This is a genomic window from Streptomyces sp. NPDC107654 (assembly GCF_055639035.1).
Window position 1 is genome coordinate 201,885 of the sequence record NZ_JBVKBI010000002.1, and the last position, 22,352, is coordinate 224,236.

The 22,352-nt window shown below is 71.6% G+C and carries 19 protein-coding genes and 2 tRNA genes; 8 read left to right on the forward strand and 13 right to left on the reverse strand.

Annotation, left to right across the window (positions count from 1 at the left end; all coding sequences use genetic code 11):
- Nucleotides 1–112 precede the first annotated feature (112 nt).
- A complete protein-coding gene (locus tag ACZ7N4_RS04000; RefSeq protein WP_471353466.1) occupies nucleotides 113–1,048 on the forward strand; it encodes a hypothetical protein in 936 nt (311 codons plus the stop codon).
- 67 nt (nucleotides 1,049–1,115) lie between these two features.
- On the opposite strand, the gene clpX is transcribed toward ACZ7N4_RS04000, so the two are convergent.
- The 5 genes from clpX to ACZ7N4_RS04025 form a co-directional block, all read right to left on the reverse strand.
- Nucleotides 1,116–2,402, reverse strand: a complete 1,287-nt coding sequence (clpX, locus tag ACZ7N4_RS04005) for an ATP-dependent Clp protease ATP-binding subunit ClpX (protein ID WP_467925403.1) — start codon at nucleotides 2,400–2,402, stop codon at nucleotides 1,116–1,118.
- Nucleotides 2,403–2,572: 170 nt separating this feature from the next.
- Nucleotides 2,573–3,238: an ATP-dependent Clp protease proteolytic subunit gene (locus tag ACZ7N4_RS04010; RefSeq protein WP_059249543.1), complete on the reverse strand. Its 666-nt coding sequence runs from the start codon at nucleotides 3,236–3,238 to the stop codon at nucleotides 2,573–2,575.
- A 67-nt stretch (nucleotides 3,239–3,305) separates the two neighbouring features.
- A complete protein-coding gene (locus tag ACZ7N4_RS04015; RefSeq protein ID WP_471354264.1) occupies nucleotides 3,306–3,911 on the reverse strand; it encodes an ATP-dependent Clp protease proteolytic subunit in 606 nt (201 codons plus the stop codon).
- 349 nt (nucleotides 3,912–4,260) lie between these two features.
- Nucleotides 4,261–5,640, reverse strand: coding sequence for a trigger factor (tig, locus tag ACZ7N4_RS04020; protein WP_471353469.1), 1,380 nt, complete (start codon nucleotides 5,638–5,640; stop codon nucleotides 4,261–4,263).
- A 193-nt stretch (nucleotides 5,641–5,833) separates the two neighbouring features.
- Nucleotides 5,834–5,910: transfer RNA gene (locus ACZ7N4_RS04025), tRNA-Pro, on the reverse strand.
- A 162-nt stretch (nucleotides 5,911–6,072) separates the two neighbouring features.
- Here ACZ7N4_RS04025 and ACZ7N4_RS04030 point away from each other — a divergent pair.
- Nucleotides 6,073–6,143: transfer RNA gene (locus ACZ7N4_RS04030), tRNA-Gly, on the forward strand.
- On the opposite strand, the gene ACZ7N4_RS04035 is transcribed toward ACZ7N4_RS04030, so the two are convergent.
- Together ACZ7N4_RS04035 and ACZ7N4_RS04040 are read right to left on the reverse strand one after the other, a co-directional pair.
- Nucleotides 6,111–8,474, reverse strand: coding sequence for a protein kinase domain-containing protein (locus ACZ7N4_RS04035; RefSeq protein ID WP_471353471.1), 2,364 nt, complete (start codon nucleotides 8,472–8,474; stop codon nucleotides 6,111–6,113). The genes ACZ7N4_RS04030 and ACZ7N4_RS04035 overlap by 33 nt on opposite strands.
- A gap of 64 nt (nucleotides 8,475–8,538) precedes the next feature.
- The gene (locus ACZ7N4_RS04040; RefSeq protein WP_030345093.1) at nucleotides 8,539–8,733 is read right to left on the reverse strand and encodes a hypothetical protein; all 195 of its coding nucleotides are present in this window, start codon (nucleotides 8,731–8,733) and stop codon (nucleotides 8,539–8,541) included.
- A 440-nt stretch (nucleotides 8,734–9,173) separates the two neighbouring features.
- Here ACZ7N4_RS04040 and ACZ7N4_RS04045 point away from each other — a divergent pair, with 440 nt between their 5' ends.
- On the forward strand, nucleotides 9,174–10,379 hold the full coding sequence (locus tag ACZ7N4_RS04045; RefSeq protein WP_471353474.1) for an acyltransferase family protein: 1,206 nt from the start codon (nucleotides 9,174–9,176) through the stop codon (nucleotides 10,377–10,379).
- Between the two features lie 13 nt (nucleotides 10,380–10,392).
- Here ACZ7N4_RS04045 and ACZ7N4_RS04050 read toward each other — a convergent pair whose 3' ends face one another.
- Both ACZ7N4_RS04050 and ACZ7N4_RS04055 read right to left on the reverse strand, forming a co-directional pair.
- Nucleotides 10,393–10,839, reverse strand: a complete 447-nt coding sequence (locus tag ACZ7N4_RS04050) for an HD domain-containing protein (protein WP_471353476.1) — start codon at nucleotides 10,837–10,839, stop codon at nucleotides 10,393–10,395.
- A gap of 71 nt (nucleotides 10,840–10,910) precedes the next feature.
- Entirely contained in the window at nucleotides 10,911–12,083 is a 1,173-nt protein-coding gene (locus ACZ7N4_RS04055) for a SpoIIE family protein phosphatase (protein WP_471353478.1), read from the reverse strand.
- Nucleotides 12,084–12,322: 239 nt separating this feature from the next.
- Between ACZ7N4_RS04055 and ACZ7N4_RS04060 the strand changes: the two genes are divergently transcribed.
- Nucleotides 12,323–13,564, forward strand: a complete 1,242-nt coding sequence (locus tag ACZ7N4_RS04060) for a GNAT family N-acetyltransferase (RefSeq protein ID WP_471353480.1) — start codon at nucleotides 12,323–12,325, stop codon at nucleotides 13,562–13,564.
- Nucleotides 13,565–13,610: 46 nt separating this feature from the next.
- Here the strand turns inward: ACZ7N4_RS04060 and ACZ7N4_RS04065 are convergent, their stop codons facing one another.
- Nucleotides 13,611–14,420, reverse strand: a complete 810-nt coding sequence (locus tag ACZ7N4_RS04065) for an Fpg/Nei family DNA glycosylase (protein ID WP_471353482.1) — start codon at nucleotides 14,418–14,420, stop codon at nucleotides 13,611–13,613.
- Nucleotides 14,421–14,544: 124 nt separating this feature from the next.
- Nucleotides 14,545–15,030, reverse strand: coding sequence for a ribose-5-phosphate isomerase (locus ACZ7N4_RS04070; protein ID WP_471353484.1), 486 nt, complete (start codon nucleotides 15,028–15,030; stop codon nucleotides 14,545–14,547).
- A 216-nt stretch (nucleotides 15,031–15,246) separates the two neighbouring features.
- On the opposite strand from ACZ7N4_RS04070, the gene ACZ7N4_RS04075 reads away from it, so the two are divergent.
- Complete coding sequence (locus ACZ7N4_RS04075; protein ID WP_471353487.1) at nucleotides 15,247–16,665, forward strand: amino acid permease; 1,419 nt, start codon at nucleotides 15,247–15,249, stop codon at nucleotides 16,663–16,665.
- Nucleotides 16,666–16,793: 128 nt separating this feature from the next.
- Here ACZ7N4_RS04075 and ACZ7N4_RS04080 read toward each other — a convergent pair whose 3' ends face one another.
- Complete coding sequence (locus ACZ7N4_RS04080) at nucleotides 16,794–17,375, reverse strand: biotin transporter BioY (RefSeq protein ID WP_471353489.1); 582 nt, start codon at nucleotides 17,373–17,375, stop codon at nucleotides 16,794–16,796.
- Between the two features lie 364 nt (nucleotides 17,376–17,739).
- On the opposite strand from ACZ7N4_RS04080, the gene ACZ7N4_RS04085 reads away from it, so the two are divergent.
- The 3 genes from ACZ7N4_RS04085 to ACZ7N4_RS04095 all read left to right on the forward strand — a co-directional run bounded on the left by ACZ7N4_RS04085 (nucleotide 17,740) and on the right by ACZ7N4_RS04095 (nucleotide 21,643).
- Complete coding sequence (locus ACZ7N4_RS04085) at nucleotides 17,740–19,125, forward strand: amino acid permease (protein WP_471353491.1); 1,386 nt, start codon at nucleotides 17,740–17,742, stop codon at nucleotides 19,123–19,125.
- 475 nt (nucleotides 19,126–19,600) lie between these two features.
- Nucleotides 19,601–20,188: a Rossmann-fold NAD(P)-binding domain-containing protein gene (locus ACZ7N4_RS04090; RefSeq protein ID WP_471353493.1), complete on the forward strand. Its 588-nt coding sequence runs from the start codon at nucleotides 19,601–19,603 to the stop codon at nucleotides 20,186–20,188.
- A gap of 9 nt (nucleotides 20,189–20,197) precedes the next feature.
- Entirely contained in the window at nucleotides 20,198–21,643 is a 1,446-nt protein-coding gene (locus ACZ7N4_RS04095) for an FGGY family carbohydrate kinase (RefSeq protein WP_471353495.1), read from the forward strand.
- On the opposite strand, the gene ACZ7N4_RS04100 is transcribed toward ACZ7N4_RS04095, so the two are convergent.
- Nucleotides 21,630–22,268, reverse strand: coding sequence for a mycothiol-dependent nitroreductase Rv2466c family protein (locus tag ACZ7N4_RS04100; protein WP_467925431.1), 639 nt, complete (start codon nucleotides 22,266–22,268; stop codon nucleotides 21,630–21,632). The two genes, ACZ7N4_RS04095 and ACZ7N4_RS04100, sit on opposite strands and share 14 nt — an antisense overlap.
- Nucleotides 22,269–22,352: the final 84 nt, after the last annotated feature.

Sequence of the window (22,352 nt, forward strand, 5' to 3'; positions counted from 1 at the left end):
GTGGTCCCGAAACGCGTTTGTTCTGTAACGGTGCGGCCCCCGGTGACGTGCTGTTCCCGGACCTGGGCCAGGATGTCAGGAACACATAAGGCATCTGGAGGGGAACCCAGGAATGAGTCACAACCAGCCGGGCCCGTACGGCCAGCAGCCCCAGCAGCCGGGACCGTACGGCCAGCCGGGGCAGCCGGGCCCGTACGGCCAACCGGGTCCCTACGGCCAGCAGCCGCAGGCTCCGCAGCCCGGCTACGGCTACCCCCAGCAGGCCCCTCCGGCGGCGCAGCCGGGGTACGGCTATCCGCAGCAGGGCGTGCCGCAGCAGCCGGGCCCGTACGGCCAGCAGCCCTACGGCGCGCCGCAGGCTCCGCAGCCGGGCGGCGGGAAGAAGAAGACCGGCCTGATCATCGGCGCGGTGGCCGTGGTGGCCGCCGTGGCGGTGGGCGCGTACTTCGCCTTCAGCGGCGGCAGCGGCGGCGACGGGGTCGCGGACGACGGCCCGCACAAGCTGACGGCTCCCGCCACGGTGCTGTCCGAGTACAAGAAGAAGGACGGCAAGGGCGACACGATGACGGAGGAGGATCTGAAGGACGCCGAGAAGTGGGGCGTGCACGATCCGAAGGACGTCAGCGCGCAGTACGAGTCCGGTGACAAGGACAACCCGCTGAGCAAGAAGATGATCCAGTTCAGCGGCGTGTACGGCACGATCGACGACCCCGAGAAGGCCGTCGACGCGATGTTCGCCTACATGAAGAAGGAGTCCGAGAAGGAGAGCGACAGCGAGGCCGCCCTGAAGGGTGAGCCGAAGGCGTACTCTCCGGCCGGGCTCGACGGCGCGATCCTCAAGTGCCAGCAGGCGACCGCCCCCACCGGCGCCAGCAGTGGCGGTCCCAAGGACGTCACGATGACCATCTGCATCTGGGGCGACCACAGCACCATGGGGATGGTCATGCCGGTGGACCTCGCCAACCTCATGGCGGGCCGGAGCAGCGACCCGGCGACCGACGCCGAACTCGCCGCGAAGTTCCGTTCGGAGGTCCGCGTCAAGGCCTGACGCGCGGCGCGGCAACGGCGAAGGGGCCCCGGTCGGCTGACCGGGGCCCCTTCGTACGTGGCTTCGCCTACGCCGTCTTCTGCTCCCCCGACCCCCGCCCGCGGGCGTCCCGCGGGATCAGCGTCGGGTTGACGTTGGAGAGGACGACGTCGGCGGTGATGACGACGCGGGCGACGTCCTTGCGGGACGGGACCTCGTACATCACGCCCTGGAGGACTTCCTCCATGATGGCGCGCAGGCCGCGGGCGCCGGTCTGGCGGAGGATGGCCTGGTCGGCGATGGCCTCCAGGGCCTCGCGCTCGAAGTCCAGCTCCACGCCGTCGAGTTCGAAGAGGCGCTGGTACTGCTTGACGAGGGCGTTGCGGGGTTCGACCAGGATCTTCAACAGGGCCTCGCGGTCCAGGTTGTGGACCGAGGTGATCACCGGGAGACGGCCGATGAACTCCGGGATCATGCCGAACTTGACCAGGTCCTCCGGCATGACGTCCTCGAAGACGTCCTTGGACTCCAGCTCGCGCTTGGAGAGGATCGTGGCGCCGAAGCCGATGCCCTTCGCGCCGGCACGCGCCTCGATGATCTTCTCCAGGCCGGCGAAGGCGCCGCCCACGATGAACAGGACGTTCGTCGTGTCGATCTGGATGAACTCCTGGTGCGGGTGCTTGCGGCCGCCCTGGGGCGGGACCGAGGCCGTGGTGCCTTCCAGGATCTTGAGCAGGGCCTGCTGGACGCCTTCGCCCGACACGTCACGGGTGATCGACGGGTTCTCGCTCTTGCGGGCGACCTTGTCGATCTCGTCGATGTAGATGATGCCCGTCTCGGCCTTCTTGACGTCGTAGTCGGCCGCCTGGATGAGCTTCAGGAGGATGTTCTCGACGTCCTCGCCGACGTATCCCGCCTCGGTCAGCGCCGTGGCGTCGGCGATCGCGAACGGCACGTTCAGCATGCGCGCCAGGGTCTGCGCGAGGAGGGTCTTGCCGGAGCCCGTGGGGCCGAGGAGCAGGATGTTGGACTTCGCCAGCTCGATGGCGTCGTCGCGGCCGTTCGCGCCGCCGTTCTCGCCTGCCTGGACCCGCTTGTAGTGGTTGTACACCGCGACGGAGAGCGCCTTCTTGGCGGCTTCCTGGCCGACCACGTAGCCCTCGAGGAACTCGTAGATCTCGCGGGGCTTGGGCAGTTCCTCCCAGCGCACCTCGCTGGTCTCGGCCAGCTCCTCCTCGATGATCTCGTTGCAGAGGTCGATGCACTCGTCGCAGATGTACACACCGGGCCCTGCGATGAGCTTCTTGACCTGCTTCTGGCTCTTGCCGCAGAACGAGCACTTGAGCAGATCGCCGCCGTCACCGATGCGTGCCACGGTGTGCTTCCCCTTCGCCTGGGAGACGCCTGGACGTTACGAGTCCAGCGGCTCCTGGTGCTGCCTTATGTCCGACGGTACCTTGCCGGGCCCGGTGTTCGGGCCCCTCTTGGCAGGGTTCACTTTGCCGTGAACCGTGCCAAGCGGGGCTCGGAGTGCCGCTTTCCGCGTCAGCGGACCGCTGCGTTGTTCAGCTTGCGGGTGGAGATGATCTGGTCGACGAGGCCGTACTCCAGCGCCTCCTCGGCCGTGAGGATCTTGTCGCGCTCGATGTCCTCGCGGACCTGCTCGATCGGCCGGTTCGAGTGCTTGGCCAGCATGTTCTCCAGCTGCTCACGCATCCGGGTGAACTCGTTGGCGATGATCTCCAGGTCGGAGAGCTGGCCGCGGCCGGTGGAGCCGGCCGGCTGGTGGATCAGCACCCGGGAGTTCGGCAGCGCCATGCGCTTGCCGGGGGTGCCGGCGGCGAGCAGGATGGCCGCGGCGGAGGCCGCCTGGCCCATGCAGACCGTCTGGATGTCGGGCTTCACGAACTGCATCGTGTCGTAGATCGCCGTGAGGGCGGTCATGTCGCCGCCGGGGCTGTTGATGTAGATCGAGATGTCCCGGTCCGGGTCCATCGACTCCAGGCACAGCAGCTGCGCCATGACGTCGTTGGCGGAGGCGTCGTCGATCTGGACGCCCAGGAAGATCACGCGCTCCTCGAAGAGCTTCGCGTACGGGTCGTACTCGCGGATGCCCTGCGAGGTGCGCTCGACGAAGCGCGGGATGACGTAACGGCTGTCGGGGCGGGGCCCTTCGTACATGCCGCTGGCGGCGCCGGGGAAGTTGCTCATGGGGTTCACCGTCCTGGTGGCGTTCTGGGGGCTTCGGTCTCTGCGGTGCGTGGCGTGGCCGGGCCGGTCAGGCACCGGTGCCGCCGCCTCCAGGAACACCCGAGGCGTGCGTGATGATCTCGTCAATGAGACCGTACTCCTTGGCCTCCTCCGGGGTGAACCAGCGGTCGCGGTCGCCGTCACGGATGATCGTCTCGACCGTCTGGCCGGAGTGCTGCGCGGTCAGCTCCGACATGCGCTTCTTGGTGCGCATCAGGTACTCGGCCTGGATCTTGATGTCCGAGACCGTACCGCCGAGGCCGGCGGAGCCCTGGTGCATCATGATGTCCGCGTGCGGCAGGGCGAAGCGCTTGCCGGCGGCGCCGCCGGTGAGCAGGAACTGGCCCATCGAGGCCGCCATGCCCATGGCGATCGTGACCACGTCGTTCGGGATGTACTGCATGGTGTCGTAGATCGCCATGCCGGCCGTCACCGAGCCGCCCGGGCTGTTGATGTAGAGGAAGATGTCCTTGTCCGGATCAGCGGCAAGGAGCAGCAGCTGTGCGGTGATCTTGTTGGCGATGTCGTCGTCAACCTGCTGGCCGAGGAAGATGATCCGCTCGTTGAGCAGCCGGTTGTAGACCTGGTCGCCGAGGCCACCACCGATGGAAGGCTCGCCGGCGGCGGAGGGCATCAGATTCGTCACGTATCCACCTGCTCGTCTTGCGACGGCGCCGGGCCGTCTCAGTTCTGCTTGTTCTGCCTTTCATGGACCCTAACGCGAGGGTCCCTTCGGGGAATCCCGGGAATGCGGGTGTTCGCCGGGGGCGTAGCGCTCCGCGGGGGCCGCCGGGCGCGGTTCGCGGGGGGTGGCGGCCGTGTTCGCCGGGTGCGGGTGGGTGGGGTTGTTCGCGCCCACCCACCCGCATGCCGGTGCGGCCCCGCGCCCCTGGAGCCGGCTGCCGCCCCCGCATACGACGAACGGGCCCCGGGGACAGTCCCCAGGGCCCGCCGTACGTGCCTCACAGGCGCCGTGGGGCCGCTCAGCCCTCGGCGTTCTCCTCGGAGGTCTCGGAGGTCTCCGACGCCTCGGCGGCCTCGGTCTCCTCCTCCTCGTCGTCCAGGTTGACGATCTCGCCGTTGGTGTCCTTCACCGTGGCGGCCTCGACCACGACGGCCAGGGCCTTGCCGCGGGCGACCTCGCCGACCAGGAGCGGCACCTGGCCGCCCTCGACGACGGCCTGGGCGAACTGGTCGGGGGACATGCCGGAGGAGGCCGCACGCCGCATGAGGTGCTCGGTGAGCTCCTCCTGGTTGACGTTGAGGTTCTCCTTCTTGACCAGCTCGTCGAGGACGAACTGGGTCTTGATGCCCTTGACCGCGGCCTCGCGGGTCTCGGTCTCGAACTCCTCGGCGGTCTTGCCCTGGATCTCCAGGTACTTGTCGAGGGTGAGGCCCATCTGGCCGAGCTGGTGGTGCTCCAGGTTGTGCTTGCGGGTGTTGATCTCGTCCTCGAGGAGCTTCTCGGGAACGGGGACCTCCACCAGCTCCAGCAGCTTCTCCAGGACGCGCTCCTGGGCCTGCGTGGCCTGGTCGAACTGCTTCATGTTCGCGAGGCGCTTGCGGCTGTCGGCCTTCAGCTCCTCCAGGGTGTCGAACTCGGAGGCGAGCTGCGCGAAGTCGTCGTCCAGCTCGGGCAGTTCGCGGGCGGCGACCTGGGTGACCTTGACGGTGACCTCGGCCTCCTTGCCCGCGGCGGAGCCGCCCTTCAGCTCGGAGGTGAAGGTGGCCTCCTCACCGGCGGACAGGCCCTTCACGGCGTCGTCGATGCCGTCCAGCAGCTCGCCGGAGCCGATGGTGTACGACACGCCGTTGGCGATGCCGTCCTCCAGGACCTCGCCGTCGACCTTGGCCTCGAGGTCGATGGTGACGACGTCGCCGTCCTCGGCGGCACGCTCGACGGGGGAGGTCGACGCGAAGCGCTCACGGAGCTGCTCCACGGACTTCTCGACGTCCTCGTCGGTGACCTCGACGGCGTCGACCTCGACCTCGATACCGGAGTAGTCCGGGATCTCCAGGGCGGGGCGGACGTCGACCTCGGCGGTGAAGTTCAGCGTCTCGCCGTCCTTCAGGTCGGTGATGTCGACGTCGGGCTGGCCCAGCGGGCTCAGCTCGGCCTCGTTGACCGCCTCGGTGTAGAACTTCGGCAGCGCGTCGTTGACGGCCTCCTCCAGCACCGCGCCGCGGCCGAACCGCTGGTCGATCACGCGGGCGGGGATCTTGCCCTTACGGAAGCCCTTCACCGTGACCTGCTGGTTGATCTTCTTGTACGCCGCGTCGAGGCTGTCCTTGAGCTCCTCGAAGGGCACCTCGACAGTGAGCCGAACCCGGGTCGGGTTCAGGGTCTCCACGGCGCTCTTCACGGTTCGGTCTCCTTGTGGCTGACTTCTCGGGTTCTGCCGGAGCCTGACGGGCCCGGCGGATTTCGCCGCCCGGAGGAGTTCGTAGGCCGTGAGGGCCAGGACACACGGGCGCGCAGCTTGCATAGTAACCGCAGCCGGTCGGCGCCCCAAAAGGCGATCATCACGACGTCGTGAGCCGGACGTCGTGAGCCGGTGGTCGGGGTGGCGGGATTTGAACCCACGGCCTTCCGCTCCCAAAGCGGACGCGCTACCAAGCTGCGCCACACCCCGTCTGGTGCGACACGTAGGGTACATGCCCGGGCCCGTTCCGTCGGCCGCATTCTCCGCGGCGGGACGCGGGGTACCGCTGTGTTCCGACTCGTTGGCCTCGGCGGCGGGCGACCCGCTACGATGCCTTCAGTGCCGCGGTCACACGACCTGCGGCGCAGCGCTGCGGGCGTAGCTCAATGGTAGAGCCCTAGTCTTCCAAACTAGCTACGCGGGTTCGATTCCCGTCGCCCGCTCTCTCGGTCCAGGGGCCCGGTCTCCGCTTCGGCGGTGCCGGGCCCCTGGCGTGTTTCCCGGGCCGGTGGGGCGCCCGGCGGGTGCCGTGGAGGGGCTACAGGTCGCCGACGTCCACGCTGTAGGCCGCGCGCATGCCGTAGGGGACGTGGAGGGCGTCGCCGGACAGGGTGGAGGGCGTCGCCGGACAGGGTGGAGGGCGTCGCCGGACAGGGTGGAGGGCGTCGCCGGACAGGGTGGAGGGCGTCGCCGGACAGGACGGGGGCCGCCGCGGTGGTGCCGGAGCTGCTGTCGCCGTCGTCGCGGCCGGGGAGGGTGCCGGTGACCCGTCCGGTGCGCAGGTCGAGGGCGGCGAGCCGGCCGGTGGGCGAGGCCAGGTAGAGGCGGGTGGCGGAGGCGGTGGGCGGGCCGGGCTGCTCGACGGTGGAGTTGCTCTGCCACCGCTCGCGCCCGGTGAGCGGGTCGATCGCGCGGACGCTGCCGCTGGTGAGGGTGAGGCAGAGGGTGTCGCGGACGACGTGGGCGCCGGAGGCGGCGCGCGGGGTGGCCAGCCGTACGGTCGTCAGAACGTGCGAGGAGGCGTCGATCAGGGCCAGGCCGGTCAGCTTCTGCATGAGCGGGCCGGTGCCGAACACGAGGTGGCCCCGGGTCTGCCCCAGCAGGGACAGCGCGCCCTTGGCGGTGATCTTCCAGGTGGACCTGCCGGTGGCGGGGGCGAGCCGGGCGACGGTGGTGCGCGGGTTGTCGCCGTTGTCGTCGGAGGTGCCGCAGATCAGGTACGGCCGGCCGCCCGCGTCGGCCAGTGCGCAGTCGCTGTCGGCGCCCTGGGGCAGCCTGTGCCGCCAGCGGACCGTGCCGTGCGCCGCGTCGAGCAGGGCGTAGGAGTCGGAGGCGGCGCCGTACGTGGAGATGACGCCGTCCGGGGTGGCGACGGCGCCGGTGTACTCCGGTCCGGGGCCGTCGGTGTTGTCGACGACGACCGTGCTCCAGACCGGCTTGCCGGTGTCCGGGTCCAGGGCCTGCACGGTGTACCGGGTGCGGCTCTGCGGCTCCTCGCCCTTCTTGAGGTCGGTGCTGTCGGCGCCGAAGGCGTACACGACGCCGGGGCGGGCACCGATGAGCGTGCCGCCGCCACTGGCCGAGGTCTCGGCGGGGGTGGGGTCCATGGGCCGGGACCAGGTGTTGCGGCCCTCGGCGAGGGTGAAGCGGGCGGCCATGATCCCGTCGCCGGCACACAGCAGCGCCTGGTCGGCGACGGCGCAGCGGCTGAACGGTTCGCTCGGGCTCATGGCCCGCGGGTTGCCGGCCAGGGGGTCCGAGGCCTGCCGGTGCCAGGCGTGCCAGCCGGCCGGCAGGTCGTGCGGGGCCTCGCCGCCGGCGCGGGCGAGGACGCCGGTGGCGGCCACGGCGGCCACGGCGGCCAGTACGGCGACGGCGGCGACGGCGGCAGGCCACCGGCGGCGCCCGCGCGGGCGTACGGGCTCGGGGCCCGGCGCCTCGGGCTCGGGGCGCGGGTCGGGCAGCCGGCCCTCGCGGAGCAGGTGCAGCAGCTCGTCGGGGCCGGGGCGGGACTGGGAGTGCTTCTCCAGGCAGAGGCGGACGACGGGGAGCAGTTCGCCGGGGACACCGGTCAGTTCCGGGGTGCCCTCGACGACGCGGGTGGCGGTCTCCCAGGGGCTCGGGCTGTCGAAGGGGCCGCGCCGGGTGGCGGCGTACGCGAGGACGGCGCCGAGGGAGAAGATGTCGGTGGCCGGGCCGACCTCGTGCGGGGAGGCGAACTGCTCGGGGGACATGAAGGGCGGGGTGCCCATCACGCGGCCGGTCTGGGTGAGGGCGTCCAGGCCGGCGGCCTCGGCGGCGCGGGAGATGCCGAAGTCGATGACGCGGGGGCCGTCGTCGGCGAGCATCACGTTGGCCGGTTTCAGGTCCCGGTGGACGACTCCGGCGCGGTGGATGTCGCGCAGGGCCTCGGCGAGGCCGGCGGCGAGTTCGCGCAGCCGGGCCGGCGGGAGCGGGCCGTGCCGGCGGACGTGGGTGCCGAGGTCCTCGCCGGGGATGTAGAGGGTGGCCGTCCAGGGGCGGGGGGCGTCGGCGTCCGCGTCCACCACGGGTGCCGTGAAGGCGCCGCTGACCTGGCGGGCGGCGGCCACCTCGCGGCGGAACCGGGTGCGGAACTCGTCGTCGTCGGCGTACTGGCCGTGGACGACCTTGACGGCGAGCCGGCGGCCGGAGGCGGAGCGGGCCAGGTAGACCACGCCCATGCCGCCGCTACCGAGACGGTCCTCGATGAGGTAGCCGCCGATCTCCGCCGGGTCCGCGTCGCGCAGCGCCACTCCCGTACGTCCCCCCGTTGTTCCACTGTGCGGCCCGTTCAGGCCCGCCGGCTCCCCCGCCGGGTCAGAACCTGATCGAGTTGATGGACTCCGCTATCGAGTTCAGGAAGCGATCGATCGATGGCGCCATGCCGGTGGAGGCGAGGAAGAAACCGAAGAGGATGGCGACGATGGCGGGGCCGGCCTTGATGTTCCCTCCCCGGATCAGCACCACCAGGATGATCGCCAACAGCAGCACCACAGACAGTGAAATGGCCACAACTGATCACACCCTCGGTCGGTCCGCTCTCCCGGCCCGGAGGTACGGCCCGCGCACCCCCGCCAGAACCATCGTGCCACCAACCCGCCCCCGCCATGCGGCGCATGACACAACGTCGGCGGCGGTGCCGGTCCGCGCGATCTTCCGCACAGTAATTCGAGGGGCTTCCGGTGCCCGACTCCCGGAGGAATTGCGCGACTTCGTTTCCGTGCCCACACATCACATGCGCAGGTAATTCGAATTCATGACACAGAGACGACTTATGCCCCAATTAGTCAGGATGAATCGGTACATCACGGGTGAACCGGCGACCTGAGTGTGCTCACCATCACGTGCACGAGGGAGGCAAGTTCGGTAATTGAGCGGGTACCCGAACCCGATAACCAGGAATGACTGCGGGAGTTTTACGAAATCCCGCAGACGACGCTAGGGTGCCTGAGATGTTTGACGCCGCCTCGTCCCCCGGCCAGAACCGCAGCCCGCTCCCCCCGGCACAGCCGCCGGCGGACGGAGTGCCCGCTCCGCGTACCCCGACGGGCGCGCAGACCCGGCAGGGGCAGCAGCACGGGCGTCAACAGGCGGCAGACAGACCGGGATCCGGGCGGCAGCGCGACGCGTTCTTCGACAACGCCAAGTACCTGGCCATCGTGCTCGTGGCGATGGGGCACGTCTGGGAGCCGCTGAAGGGCGACAGCCGCATCCTGGAGGGTGCGTACACCGTCGTGTACTCCTTCCACATGCCGGCGTTCATCATCATCTCCGGTTTCTTCTCCCGCAGCTTCGACATGCGCCCGGACCGGCTGAAGCGGCTCGTCACCGGCGTCGCCGTGCCGTACGTCCTGTTCGAGACCGCCTATCCGCTCTTCAAGAACGCGGTCACCGGCTCGCACGAGGAGATCAGCCTCCTCGACCCCTGGTACCTGACCTGGTTCCTGGTCGCCCTGTTCGTCTGGCGGCTGACGACGCCCGTCTGGAAGCTGGTGCGCTGGCCGCTGCCGCTGGCCCTCGGGATCGCCATGCTGGCGAGCGTCAGCCCGACCATCGGTGACGACCTCGATCTGCAGCGGGTCCTGCAGTTCCTGCCGTACTTCGTGCTCGGCCTGTGCATGAAGCAGGAGCACTTCCACCTGGTGCGCCGGCGTTCGGTGCGGATCGCCTCGGTGCCGGTGTTCGCGGCGGCGCTGGCGGTCGGCTGGTGGGCGGTGCCGCGCATGAACACCGCGTGGTTCTACCACCGCGACTCCGCCCAGGAGCTGGGCGCCCCCTGGTGGTGCGGCCCGGTGATGACGCTCGCCATGATGGGCTGCTCGCTGCTGCTGACGGCCTGCTTCTTCGCCTGGGTGCCGCGCCGGCGGATGTGGTTCACGGCGCTCGGCGCGGGCACCCTCTACGGCTATCTGCTGCACGGCTTCCTGGTGAAGTTCGGCGACTACCGCGGCTGGTTCGAGCACCCCTGGCTGCACCGCCCGCTCGGCGAGATCCTGGTGACCGTGCTCGCCGCGACGGCCGTCACCGCGCTGTGCACCCGGCCGGCACAGCGTGTCTTCCGGTTCGCGATGGAGCCGCGGATGGAGTGGGCGTTCCGGCAGGACGCGGCCGAACTCGCCCGCGAGCGGCACCGGCAGCGGGAGAAGGCCGGCGTCTAGCCGGTCCCCCGGCTCAGGGCTCGACGCCGAGGAGGGCGCGCATCCGGGCGTACTTCCCGGTCAGTCGGGTCCGGGTCGGCTCGTCGAGGACCGCGAGCCGCCGCGGGTCGGCGTTGTGCGCCAGGTCGGCCTCCTTCACCAGCGGCGCGCCCGGGGTGTCGAGGATCCGGCGCGCGTACGCCTCCGGTTCCTCGCCGGGCCGTCTGGTGAGGGCGTCCACGATGGCCTTGGTGCGCGGGGTCAGGGCGGCGGCGGCCAGCCACTCCCGGGGGAGCGCGTCGTCCTCGACGGCGTCGTGCAGCCAGGCCGCCGCGATCTGCTCCGGGTCTCCGCCGCGGGCGCGCACGCCCTCGGCGACGGCCGCGAGGTGCTCGGCGTACGGCCGTCCCGCCTTGTCGGTCTGCCCCTCGTGGGCGGCGCGCGCGACGGCCTCGACCTCGGCGAGCGTGAGGTGGTTCATGGGGCCAGTGTCTCCCGGCGGAGCCGGCTCCGGGCCCGTCCGCTCACGAGGCGGGACGTCGGCCGGGGGGTTCAGCGGCCGTTCGCCGTCGCCTCGCGGCAGATCAGCAGCAGGGCACGGTCGTCGTTGACGTCCTTCGCCACCGCCTCGATGAGGTGCCAGGCGGCGCCGTGGAAGCCGCCGGCGACATAGCGGTCGGCCTCGCCGGTGAGCCGGTCGATGCCCTCCACGATGTCCCGGTCGGAGGTCTCCACCAGTCCGTCCGTGAACAGCATCAACACGTCCCCGGGTCGCAGCGAGCCTTTGACGGGGTCGAACTGGGCGCCGTCGTACACGCCGAGCAGCGGTCCCTCGGCCGCCTTCTCCTCCCAGCGCCCGCTGCCCGCGCTGAGCTGGAGCCCCGGCGGATGGCCCGCGGTGTACAGCTCGTAGTCCCCGGAGTCGAGGTCCAGGACGAGATGGATGGAGGTGGCGAAGCCCTCGTCCCAGTCCTGGCGGAGCAGGTAGCCGTTGGCGGCCGGGAGGAAGGCGTGCGGGGGCAGCGAGCCGAGGAGGCCGCCGAAGGCGCCGGACAGCAGCAGGGCGCGCGAACCCGCGTCCATGCCCTTGCCGGACACGTCCGTCAGCACGACCTCCAGCGTGCGGCCGCCGTTGGTGCGGGCCGCGACGACGAAGTCACCGGAGAACGACTGGCCGCCCGCCGGGCGCAGCGCCATCTCGTGGTGCCAGCCCTGCGGCAGCTTCGGCAGCTTGCTCTGCACCCGGATCCGCTCGCGCAGGTCGAACAGCATGGTGCCGCCGCGTCGCCAGGGCACGCCGACCCGGCTGCGGAACTGCGCGGTCAGCAGTCCGAAGAGGCCGCACGCGGCGACCACCAGGACGATGCCCGGGGTGACCCGCGAGGGGCCCTCGGTGTAGGGGCCGAGCCGCACCGACTCCACGATCAGCGCGGTGGCCGCCGCCGCGTACAGCCCGAGCAGGCTCGCCGGGCGCAGCAGGAGTCCGCCGGCGACGATGGGCAGCACCAGGGTGGCCGGGGAGCACCACACCGAGTCGAACAGGGTCATGGCGGCGAGCACCGGGACGGTCAGCAGCAGTCCGGCGAAGGCGACCCAGTCGGAGCCGTCCCCGCGGAAGTAGTCCACGGCGCTTCTGCGCAGGCCGACGCGGACCCGGTGCCACTGCTTCTTCCACCGGGCCGTGAGCGTCTCGGCCTTCGAGCGCCGCTGTCGTCCTGCTGCCATCAGTTCGCGACCCTATCCAGCGGACCGGCCGCTTGGCACGGGAGGTCCCACTTGTCCCCCCTGCGGGATTCCACTTCGCCGCCCGCCCACCGGAATCGCCCCGGAATCGCCCTGGCCTCCCCCCGGAACGGCCCCGGAATCACCCGGCGTTCCCGGCCCGTTTCGGGCCTGTGTCCCGCCGGAATCCGCCGGTGTGAAAATCGCTGGCTCGTCCCGCTTCGCCCTGATAGGCATGGCTCATGGGGACTGACCAGGGGATCGAGCTGAAGACGCTGCGTCCGGAGGAGTTCGACCGGTGGTGGGACCACGTGGTCCGCGCCTTCGGCGGCGGACCGGCCTCCGCGGAGGAGCGTGAACTGGACAAGTCGCTGACCGAGTTCGACCGCTCGCTGGCCGTCTGGGACGGGGACACGCTCGTCGGCACGTCCGGGGCGTTCAGCTTCCGGATGACCGTGCCGGGCGGGGCCGTGGTGCCCACGGCCGGTGTGACGATGGTCAGCGTGGCCGCGACGCACCGGCGGCGCGGGGTGATGACGTCGATGATGCGGCGGCTGCTGGACGACGCGCGCGCCAAGGACGAGCCGCTGGCCGCGCTGTTCGCCTCCGAGCCCGCGATCTACGGCCGTTTCGGGTACGGCATGGCGACCTTCCAGCTGGGCGCCGAGATCGACACCGGCCGGGTGACGCCGGCGCTGCCGGCGGGCACCGACGAGGTGCGTGTGCGGTACGCGCCGCCCGCGGACGTCCTGGAGGAGTGCGAGGCGGTGTACGCGGCGCTCGTGCCCCGGCGCCCCGGCATGCTGGCGCGCCGGCCCGGCTGGGAACGGGCCGGGCTGCTCGACCCGGAGAGCGAGCGGGAGGGGGCGTCGGCCCTGCAGTGCGTGGTCGCCGAACGGGACGGCGAGGTGACCGGGTACGCCCGCTTCCGCACCAAGATGAGCTGGGGGCCGAGCGGCCACGACGGCACGGTGACCCTGGAGGACCTGGGCGCGCTCGATCCGGCGAGCGAGGGCGCGCTGTGGCGTTTCCTGTTCGGCGTCGACCTGATGACGACGCTGCGGGTGCGGGGGCGGCCGGTCGACGACGCCTGGCAGCACCTGGTCTCCGATCTGCGCCGCTGTCTGCCGCAGCGGCGGGACGCGGGATACGTCCGGCTCGTGGACGTGGGAGCGGCCCTGTCGGCGCGTACGTATCTGACGCCCGTCGATCTGGTCTTCGAGGTCGAGGACGCCTTCTGCCCCTGGAACGCGGGGCGTTGGCGGCTCAGCGGCGACCCGAAGGGCGCGTCCTGCGAGCGTACGGCCGACGGTGCCGATCTGGCCCTGTCCGTGCGGGAGTTGGGCGCGGCCTACCTGGGCGGGGTGAGCCTGCTGTCGCTGGCGGCGGCCGGGCGGGTACGCGAGCTGCGGCCGGGGGCGCTGGCGGAGGCGTCGGTGGGCTTCGGGTCCCCGGTGGCCCCGTGGCTGCCGCACGGCTTCTAGTCCGCCGCTCGGCAGGCCACCGTTTCCCGGGACACCGCCTCCCGGGTCACCGGTTCTGACAGGCAGGGCACCAGAAGAGGTTGCGGGCGGCGAGGCCGGCGGTGCGGATCTCGCCGTCGCAGACGTGGCAGGGCAGGGTGGCGCGGCGGTAGACGTAGACCTCGCCGCCGTGGTCGTCCACGCGGGGCGGGCGGCCCATCGCCTCCGGGGTGTGCTCCGGGCGGACGGTGTCGATCCGGTTGTTCCGTACGCCCTCCCTCATCAGCTCGACCAGGTCGGTCCAGAGCGCCTCCCATTCGGCCGGGGTGATGTCCCGTCCCGCGCGGTAGGGGTCGATGCCGTGCCGGAAGAGGACCTCGGCGCGGTAGACGTTGCCGACGCCGGCGACGATCTTCTGGTCCATGAGGAGCGCGGCGATCGTGGTGCGGCTGCGGGAGATCCTCCGGTACGCCGCGTCCGGGTCGGCGTCCGCGCGGAGCGGGTCGGGGCCGAGGCGGTCGTGGATCGCCCGTTTCTCGGGGTCCGTGATCAGGGCACAGGTGGTGGGGCCGCGGAGGTCGACGTACGCGGTGTCGTTCGCGAGCCGGAGCCGGACGGTGTCCGTCGGCGGGGGCGGCGGGGCCTCGCCGAAGCCGACCCTGCCGAAGAGGCCGAGGTGGATGTGGACCCAGTCGGCGTGCCGGAACCGCAGGAAGAGGTGCTTGCCGTGGGCTTCCGTGGCGGTCAGCTCGGTGCGGTCCAGGAGGGCGGCGGCGTCGGAGAACTTGCCCTGGGGGCTGGTGACGCGGGCGGGCCTGCCCAGGAAGCGGTCGGCGTAGTCCTGGGCCAGCCGGTGGATGGTGTGCCCTTCTGGCACGGAGGGGTGTCCTTTCGCTCCGTCGCCCACGCGGCCGGCGAGCGGGCCGAGCCGACGCCGCTCCGCCGGGACCCCCTCCGGCCGGCCGGGCCGGGCCGGGCGGAGGGGCGGGTGGGCCGAAGGGCTACTGCTGGGGGTGGTGGGCCGGGATCGGGGGGAGGTCGCCGGTCGTCTCGTAGTCCGACAGCATGTCGATGCGGCGGATGTGCCGCTCGTCGCCCGAGAACGGCGTGCCGAGGAAGATCTCGACGAACCTGGTCGCCTCCTCGGTGCTGTGCATCCGCGCACCCACGGCCACCACGTTGGCGTCGTTGTGCTGGCGCCCGAGCGCCGCCGTCTCCTCGCTCCAGGCCAGCGCCGCGCGCACGCCCTTCACCTTGTTCGCGGCGATCTGCTCACCGTTGCCGGAACCGCCGATCACGATGCCGAGGGCGTCCGCGTCCGCGGCCGTCCTCTCCGCGGCGCGGAGGCAGAAGGGCGGGTAGTCGTCCTGGGCGTCGTAGATGTGCGGCCCGCAGTCGACGGGCTCGTGGCCGGCGGCCTTCAGCCACTCGACGAGGTGGTTCTTGAGTTCGTAGCCCGCATGGTCGGAGCCGAGATACACGCGCATGCCACGAGTGTGACACGGCCGTTCAGGGGCGGCAGCCTCAGGGTGCGGGGGGCGAATACGCCCGAAAAGTGTGAGCGAGGCCATAGAACCTCAAGGGAACCTCAAGTAACGATACGGATTCAGAGGTTCCCGAATCCGTTCGCCTCGGATTCACTGGACCGACTCGTACACCGCTCGTACGGGTAGCCCCACACCTGGCGCAAAGGAAACCCCACCATGACCCCTGGTTCGGGCCTCCAAGCAGGACTCAAGAACCGTCACCTGTCGATGATCGCGATCGGTGGTGTCATCGGAGCCGGCCTCTTCGTCGGTTCCAAGTCGGGTATCGCCACCGCGGGACCCGGCATCCTCCTGTCCTACGCCCTCGTCGGCACGCTCGTCGTCCTCGTGATGCGCATGCTCGGCGAGATGTCCGCGGCCAACCCGACCTCCGGCTCGTTCTCCGCGCACGCCGACCGCGCGCTGGGCCGCTGGGCCGGTTTCTCCATCGGCTGGCTCTACTGGTTCTTCTGGGTCGTCGTGCTCGCCGTCGAGGCGACCGCCGGCGCCGGAATCCTCCACGACTGGATGCCGGGCATCTCGCAGTGGGTCTGGGCGCTCATCGTGATGAGCGTGCTCACCGCGACCAACCTGGTCTCCGTCGGCTCCTACGGCGAGTTCGAGTTCTGGTTCGCCGGGATCAAGGTCGTGGCGATCGGCGCGTTCATCGTCGTCGGTCTGCTGGCCATCTTCGGTGTCCTGCCGGGCGTCCACGCCGACCAGGCGAGCTTCGGCAACCTGACCTCGCACGGCGGATTCCTGCCGCACGGCCCCGGCTCGATCCTCACCGGCGTGCTGCTGGTCGTCTTCTCCTTCATGGGCAGCGAGATCGCCACCCTGGCGGCCGGTGAGTCCGAGAACCCGCAGCAGGCGGTCACCAAGTCGACCAACAGCATCATCTGGCGGATCGGCGTCTTCTACCTGGGCTCGATCCTGGTCGTCGTCTCGCTGCTGCCGTGGAACTCCCCGGCCATCGCGAAGGACGGCTCCTACGTCGCCGCGCTGAACTCGCTGGGCATCGCGCACGCCGGCCAGATCATGAACTTCATCGTGCTGACCTCGGTGCTGTCCTGTCTGAACTCGGGCCTGTACACGGCCTCCCGCATGGCCTTCTCGCTCGGCGAGCGGGGCGACGCGCCGAAGGTGTTCGCGCGGGTCAACAGCCGGGGTGTGCCGATGGCGGCGATCCTCGCGTCGGTGGTGTTCGGCTTCGTCGCCGTCTTCTTCAACTACCTGTCCCCGGACACGATCTTCCTGTTCCTCGTCAACTCCTCCGGCGCGGTGGCCCTGTTCGTGTGGCTGGTCATCTGCTTCTCGCAGCTGCGGATGCGCAAGATCCTGCAGCGGGAGGCGCCGGAGAAGCTCGTCGTGAAGATGTGGCTGTACCCGTACCTGACCTGGGCGACGGCCGCGCTGATCGTGTTCGTCCTCGGCTACATGCTGACCGACACCGAGCACGACGGCCGGGAGACCGTGCTGCTGTCGCTGCTGGTCGCGGCGATCGTGCTGGTGATCGCCGTGGTCAAGGAGCGGATCGCGGCGAATCGCACGGCCGCGGTGGCCGAGGCCCCTGCCGACAAGCTCTCCGTCGGCTGATCCCGCCCGGACACACGGAACCCGGGCACACGGAACCCGGACGTACGGAAGAGGCCCGCCGGGGTCGAGGATCTCCTCGACCCCGGCGGGCCTCTCGTGTGTGAACGGCGTGCGCGGGAACCGCCGCGTCAGCGCTTGCCGGCCAGCTTCCAGGCCGCCGGCAGGGCGCCCATCGCCAGGGCGGCCTTGAGGGCGTCGCCGAGGAGGAAGGGGGTGAGGCCGGCCGCGACGGCCTGGGAGGCGGAGAGGTGGGCGGCCAGTGCCAGGTAGGGGACGCCGACCGCGTAGATGACGGCCTCGCCGAGGATCATCGTGCCGGCCATGCGCAGCGGGGAGCGGTCGGCGCCGCGGCGGGCCAGGGCGCCGACGAGGGTGGAGGCCAGCAGCATGCCGAGGACGTAGCCGAAGGAGACCAGGCCGGTTCCGGAGGCGCCCTGGGCGAACCACGGCACGCCCGCGACGCCGGCGACGGCGTACAGGGCGAGGGAGAGGAAGCCGCGGCGGGCGCCGAGGGAGGTGCCGACGAGCAGCGCGGCGAAGGTCTGGCCGGTCACCGGCACCGGGGAGCCGGGCACGGGCACCGACAGCTGGGCCGCGAGGCCGGTGAGCACGGCGCCGCCGACGACGAGGGCGACGTCGCGCACGCGGGACGCGGGGAGCAGGTCGGCGAGGACTGCGCCGGGGCGGGTGGTGGCGGTGGCGGTGCTCATGGGGACTCCGCGGGATGGTGTGGACACGTCGGGACACCGAGACGCTATACCGGCGCGCTCGCGCGATCACCGTCAGTGGTCGACAAAGGCGGCGACGGCGGCTTGGTGTGCTTCACACAAACGGGGCCGCTTACACATGGCCGGGCGTGATACCAGTCACGGAGGCAGAGACGTTCCGCTCACTTCCGCGCATGGATCGAGAACTGTAGGGTCCCACCAAAGCACGCACCGCCAGTCGGTAGCCGGCCCCTCACCTTGCGTGCGGCCGGCGTCCGGATAGTGGGCAACCTCTTCGCGTGAGCGGACGGTCCGCCCAGACTGGCGGGGTTTTTTCCCGCCCCCTCGCACTGGGAGAGCCGCGCCCATGCCCAGCAGCACGACCCGGGAGACTCCGCCGCAACAGCGCGCGGACGGCTCCCTCTCCCATGGCCTGAAGCAGCGCCACCTGTCGATGATCGCCCTCGGCGGGGTCATCGGCGCGGGCCTGTTCGTCGGTTCCGGGGCGGGCATCGCCGCCGCCGGTCCGTCCATCGTGATCGCCTACACCGTCTCCGGCCTCCTGGTGATGCTGGTGATGCGGATGCTCGGCGAGATGTCGGCCGCCTACCCCTCCTCCGGTTCCTTCTCCGCGCACGCCGAGCGGGCGATCGGCCCCTGGGCGGGCTTCGCCGCGGGCTGGTCGTTCTGGGTGCTGCTGTGCACGGCGGTCGGCCTGGAGGGCATCGGCGCGGCGCACATCGTCACCGGCTGGCTGCCCGGCACGCCGGAGTGGATGTGGGTGGCATTGTTCATGATCGTCTTCTGCGGCACGAACCTGGCCGCCGTGAAGAACTTCGGCGAGTTCGAGTTCTGGTTCGCCGCGCTGAAGGTCGGAGCGATCAGCCTGTTCCTGATCCTGGGCGCCCTGGCCATCGCCGGCGTGCTGCCCGGCACGGACTCCCCCGGCACCTCGCACCTCGCCCACTTCTTCCCGCACGGCAGCGACGGCCTGATCATCGGCCTGCTCGCGTCCGTCTTCTCCTACGGCGGCATGGAGACGGTCACCATCGCCGCGGCCGAGTCGGAGAACCCGGTCAAGGGCGTGGCCTCCGCCGTCCGTACCGCGATGTGGCGCATCGCCCTGTTCTACATCGGCTCCATGGCGGTCGTCGTCACCCTGATCCCGTGGGACGCCAAGGAGGTCGTCGAGAAGGGCCCCTACGTCGCCACCCTCGACCACCTCGGCATCCCCGGTGCCGGCCAGCTGATGAACGTCGTCGTCCTAGTCGCCCTGCTCTCGGCGATGAACGCCAACATCTACGGCTCCTCGCGGATCGCGTACTCGCTGGTCGAGCGCGGCCAGGGTCCGAAGGCGCTGGCGAGGCTGTCCGGCGGGGTCCCGCGGATCGCCGTCCTCGTCTCCTGCGTCCTCGGGTTCGTCTGCGTCCTGCTCAGCTACTGGAGCCCGAACGGCGCCTTCAAGTGGCTGCTGAACATGATCGGCGCGGTCATCCTGGTCGTCTGGATCTTCATCGCGGTCTCCCAGCTGATGCTGCGCCGGCGCATCGAGCGCGAGACCCCCGACAAGCTGGTCGTGCGCATGTGGGGGTTCCCGTGGCTGACCTGGGTCGCGCTGGCCGGTATGGCCGCGATCTTCGTCCTGATGGCCCGTGAGCCGGACACCCGGGTGCAGCTGTACTCGACGGGCGTGATGACGCTGGCCCTGGCCGCCGTCGGATACGCCTGGCAGCGGGTGCGCGCCCGGCGCTGACCCCCGTGTCCCGGAAAGGCCCCCGTGTGCGACACACGGGGGCCTTTCGGTTGCTCCGGCTCCCCGCCGCCGTGAAGGGTGAGAAGACGATCACGAGGCGAGGCGCTGATTGCGACTCTATTGCAATTACGACCTCTGATCAATAAGGGCGGGGCGTGTCGCGGGAGAGTGACGCGGTCCGCTCGCCCGCCCTCCCGCTCCCCGTGCACTCGCCCGCACCCCCTCCTGGGAAGTCACCTGTGCACTTCCCACGCCGGTGCGGGATTGTCCGCGTGCTTTCCCGGTGCGCAGGGGATTGACGGCCCTCCGCCGCCGTTACACGCTCTGTTGTCGAGCCGGCTCGCGCCGTCGACCCGCCCGACCCCACCGCCCCCCGACGGAGGTCCCGGATGGACAGGCACGTGCACGACGAGCGGGTGCGGGTGACGGCCGGGCTCACCCATGTCTTCGCCGCCGAGAGGAGGGACTCCCTCGGATGACCTCCGGTGCCGCGCGTGCGGTGGCCGCCTGCCCGGGACCGCGCCCGGCCGTCGTCCGCCGGGGCGGACCGGTCGACGCCGGTCTGGAGGCGACGGAACGGCACGGGGCACGGGTGTCCTTCGCGCCCGGCCGCAGCGCCGCCGCCACCGCCGAATCCACGATCGGCCTGCCGCTCGCCGTCCCGCGCCGCATCCCGCGGGCTCACGAGCCGCCGGCCCGACGGGGCGGCCGGGCCGGCCCGGCGTACGAACTGCTGCGCCGCTCGGCCGTCGTCCCCCTGATCGGTGCCCGCGGGCCGGTGCTGCCGCAGCCGGGCGCGGTGATGGCCGACGCGGCCCGGGGCCCGCTGCCGGACGAGGACGCGTTGTGCGCCGCGCCGGCCGAGGACGGCGGCGGCGCTGGACACCCACGGCCGCGAACCGCTCCCGCCGGAGTCCCGGTCGCGCGTCCCGGCCGGCCGGGTGGTGCTCACCCCGCACCCGGGCGGGGCCGGCCGTGCGGTGGCGGGAAGGCCGCGCGGACCGCCGCCGCCGGGGTGGGCCGCCGGGTGCGCGGGGAACCGCTCGCGCACTGTCTGACCTGAGGAGTCGGCATGTTGGTGGGGATCGACGTGGGGACGTCCCTGGTGAAGGCGGCCGCCTTCGGCCGGGACGGGCGGGAACTGGCCGTCGAGGCCCGGCCGGTGGGCCTGGAGCTGCGCGGCGGGGCCGTCGAGCAGGACATGGAGGAGGTGTACGGCGCCGTCGTCGCCGTACTCGGCGCGCTGACCGCGCGGGTGCCCGGGCCGGTGGAACTGGCCGGGCTGACCGGGCAGGGCGACGGGGTGTGGCTGGTGGACGCGGTGGGCCGCCCGGTGCGGCCGGCGATCTCCTGGATGGACGGCCGGGCCCACGAGCTGGTGGACCGGTGGCTGGCGGACGGCACCTTCGAGGCCGTCTTCCGGCGCACCGGCAGCGCGATGTTCCCGGGCTGCCCGGGGCCGCTGCTGGCCTGGCTGGACCGGCACGAGCCGCGGGCGCTGGACGCCGCCGCGGCGGCCGTCTCCTGCAAGGACATGGTGTTCCAGCGGCTCACCGGCGCGGAGCGGGCGGTGACGGACGTGTCGGACGCGTCGATGCCGTTCCTGGACCCGCACGGCCGGGTGTACGACGACCGGGTCGTGGAGTTGCTCGGCCTGGCCCACCGGCGCCGGCTGCTGCCCCCGGTCGGCGATCCGATCGCCACCGGCGAGGCGGGGGGCGAGGGGCTGCCGGCGGGGACCCCGCTCGCGAACGGCCCGTACGACCTGCCCGCCTGCGCGCTCGGCGCCGGAGTCACCGCGCCCGGCGACGGGCTGCTGATCGTGGGCACCTGCCTGGCGAGCCTGGTCGCCACCGCCGAACCGGCCCTGGGCGGCGAACCGGCGGGGCTGTACATCTCGACCGACCGGCCCGGGCACTGGCTGCGGGCGATGCCCGCGATGGTCGGCACGGCGGCGCTGGACTGGGTGCTGCGCACGACGGGCGCCCGGCACGAGGAGCTGGACGCCCTGCTGACCGCCGCCCCGCCCGGCGCGCACGGGGTGCGGGTGCTGCCGTACTTCGCGCCGTCCGGCGAGCGGGCGCCCTTCGTGGAGCCGGGGCTGCGGGCCGAACTCCTCGGTGTCTCCCTGGAGTCGACGCCCGCCGATCTGGTCCGCGCCACCTGCGAGGGGATCGGCTACGCGGCCCGGCACTGCCTGGAGGCGGCGGGCCTGACCGGCTCGCTGGCGGTGTGCGGCGGCGGCACCCGCAGCCCGGCCTGGGCGGGCCTGCTCGCCGATGTGCTCGGCCGGCCGCTGAGGGTGGCGGCGGGCGAGGTGGGGGCGCGCGGCGCGGTGCTCGCGGCCGCCGAGCGGTACGGCGTCCCGCTGGACACCGCCGCCTGGACCGAGCCGGCCCGGCTGGTCGAGCCGGATCCGGACCGGGCGGCGTACTACGCGAAGGGATACGGGGAGCACCTGCAACTGCTCGCCGGGGCACGGGAACGGGCCCGGCGCGGAGCGGTCACAGGTTGCTGAAGTCCGGGCCCTGGGTGCGGCTGCGCTTGATCTCGTAGAAGCCCGGCACCGAGGCCACGGCGAGGGTGCCGTCCCAGAGACGGGCGGCCTCCTCGCCCTTCGGGGCCGGGGTGACGACGGGGCCGAAGAAGGCGATCTGCTCACCGTCGGGGCCGGGCACCGCGATGACGGGGGTGCCGACGTCCTGGCCGACCTTCTCGATGCCCTCCTTGTGGGAGGCGCGCAGCTCCGCCTCGTACGGGGTGGAGTCCCAGTGGTCCATGAGGGACTCGGGCAGGCCGACGTCCCGCAGCGCGGCGGCCACGGCCGGCTTCTCCGGACCCTCGCCCTGGTTGTGGATGCGGGTGCCGAGCGCGGTGTAGAGGTCGCCGAGCACCGCCTCGCCGTGCTCCTGCCGGGCGGCGATGACGACGCGGACCGGCCCCCACGCCTTGGTCTCCAGCATCTCGCGGTACCCCTCGGGCAGCTCGTCCAGCTTGTCCTCGTTGAGGACGGCGAGGCTCATCACATGCCAGCGGACCTCGATGTCGCGGACCTTCTCCACCTCCCGCACCCAGCGGGAGGTCATCCAGGCCCAGGGGCACAGCGGGTCGAACCAGAAGTCGACGGGGGTCTTGTCCGACATGTCTCTCCTCGTGAGGAACGTTTCCCGGAAAAACGCCGCTGCCCACTGTGTCATTCCCCGATCCCCGTGTCAGGAGCTCATGGC

Bases quoted from the DNA above. Each gene is read 5' to 3' on its own strand.
- ACZ7N4_RS04000 (WP_471353466.1), top strand. From the start codon at position 113: ATGAGTCACAACCAGCCGGGCCCGTACGGCCAGCAGCCCCAGCAGCCG.
- ACZ7N4_RS04010 (WP_059249543.1), bottom strand. From the start codon at position 3,238: ATGAGCAACTTCCCCGGCGCCGCCAGCGGCATGTACGAAGGGCCCCGC.
- ACZ7N4_RS04015 (WP_471354264.1), bottom strand. From the start codon at position 3,911: ATGCCCTCCGCCGCCGGCGAGCCTTCCATCGGTGGTGGCCTCGGCGAC.
- ACZ7N4_RS04045 (WP_471353474.1), top strand. From the start codon at position 9,174: ATGTTTGACGCCGCCTCGTCCCCCGGCCAGAACCGCAGCCCGCTCCCC.
- ACZ7N4_RS04050 (WP_471353476.1), bottom strand. From the start codon at position 10,839: ATGAACCACCTCACGCTCGCCGAGGTCGAGGCCGTCGCGCGCGCCGCC.
- ACZ7N4_RS04055 (WP_471353478.1), bottom strand. From the start codon at position 12,083: ATGGCAGCAGGACGACAGCGGCGCTCGAAGGCCGAGACGCTCACGGCC.
- ACZ7N4_RS04060 (WP_471353480.1), top strand. From the start codon at position 12,323: ATGGGGACTGACCAGGGGATCGAGCTGAAGACGCTGCGTCCGGAGGAG.
- ACZ7N4_RS04070 (WP_471353484.1), bottom strand. From the start codon at position 15,030: ATGCGCGTGTATCTCGGCTCCGACCATGCGGGCTACGAACTCAAGAAC.
- ACZ7N4_RS04075 (WP_471353487.1), top strand. From the start codon at position 15,247: ATGACCCCTGGTTCGGGCCTCCAAGCAGGACTCAAGAACCGTCACCTG.
- ACZ7N4_RS04080 (WP_471353489.1), bottom strand. From the start codon at position 17,375: ATGAGCACCGCCACCGCCACCACCCGCCCCGGCGCAGTCCTCGCCGAC.
- ACZ7N4_RS04085 (WP_471353491.1), top strand. From the start codon at position 17,740: ATGCCCAGCAGCACGACCCGGGAGACTCCGCCGCAACAGCGCGCGGAC.
- ACZ7N4_RS04090 (WP_471353493.1), top strand. From the start codon at position 19,601: ATGACCTCCGGTGCCGCGCGTGCGGTGGCCGCCTGCCCGGGACCGCGC.
- ACZ7N4_RS04095 (WP_471353495.1), top strand. From the start codon at position 20,198: ATGTTGGTGGGGATCGACGTGGGGACGTCCCTGGTGAAGGCGGCCGCC.
- ACZ7N4_RS04100 (WP_467925431.1), bottom strand. From the start codon at position 22,268: ATGTCGGACAAGACCCCCGTCGACTTCTGGTTCGACCCGCTGTGCCCC.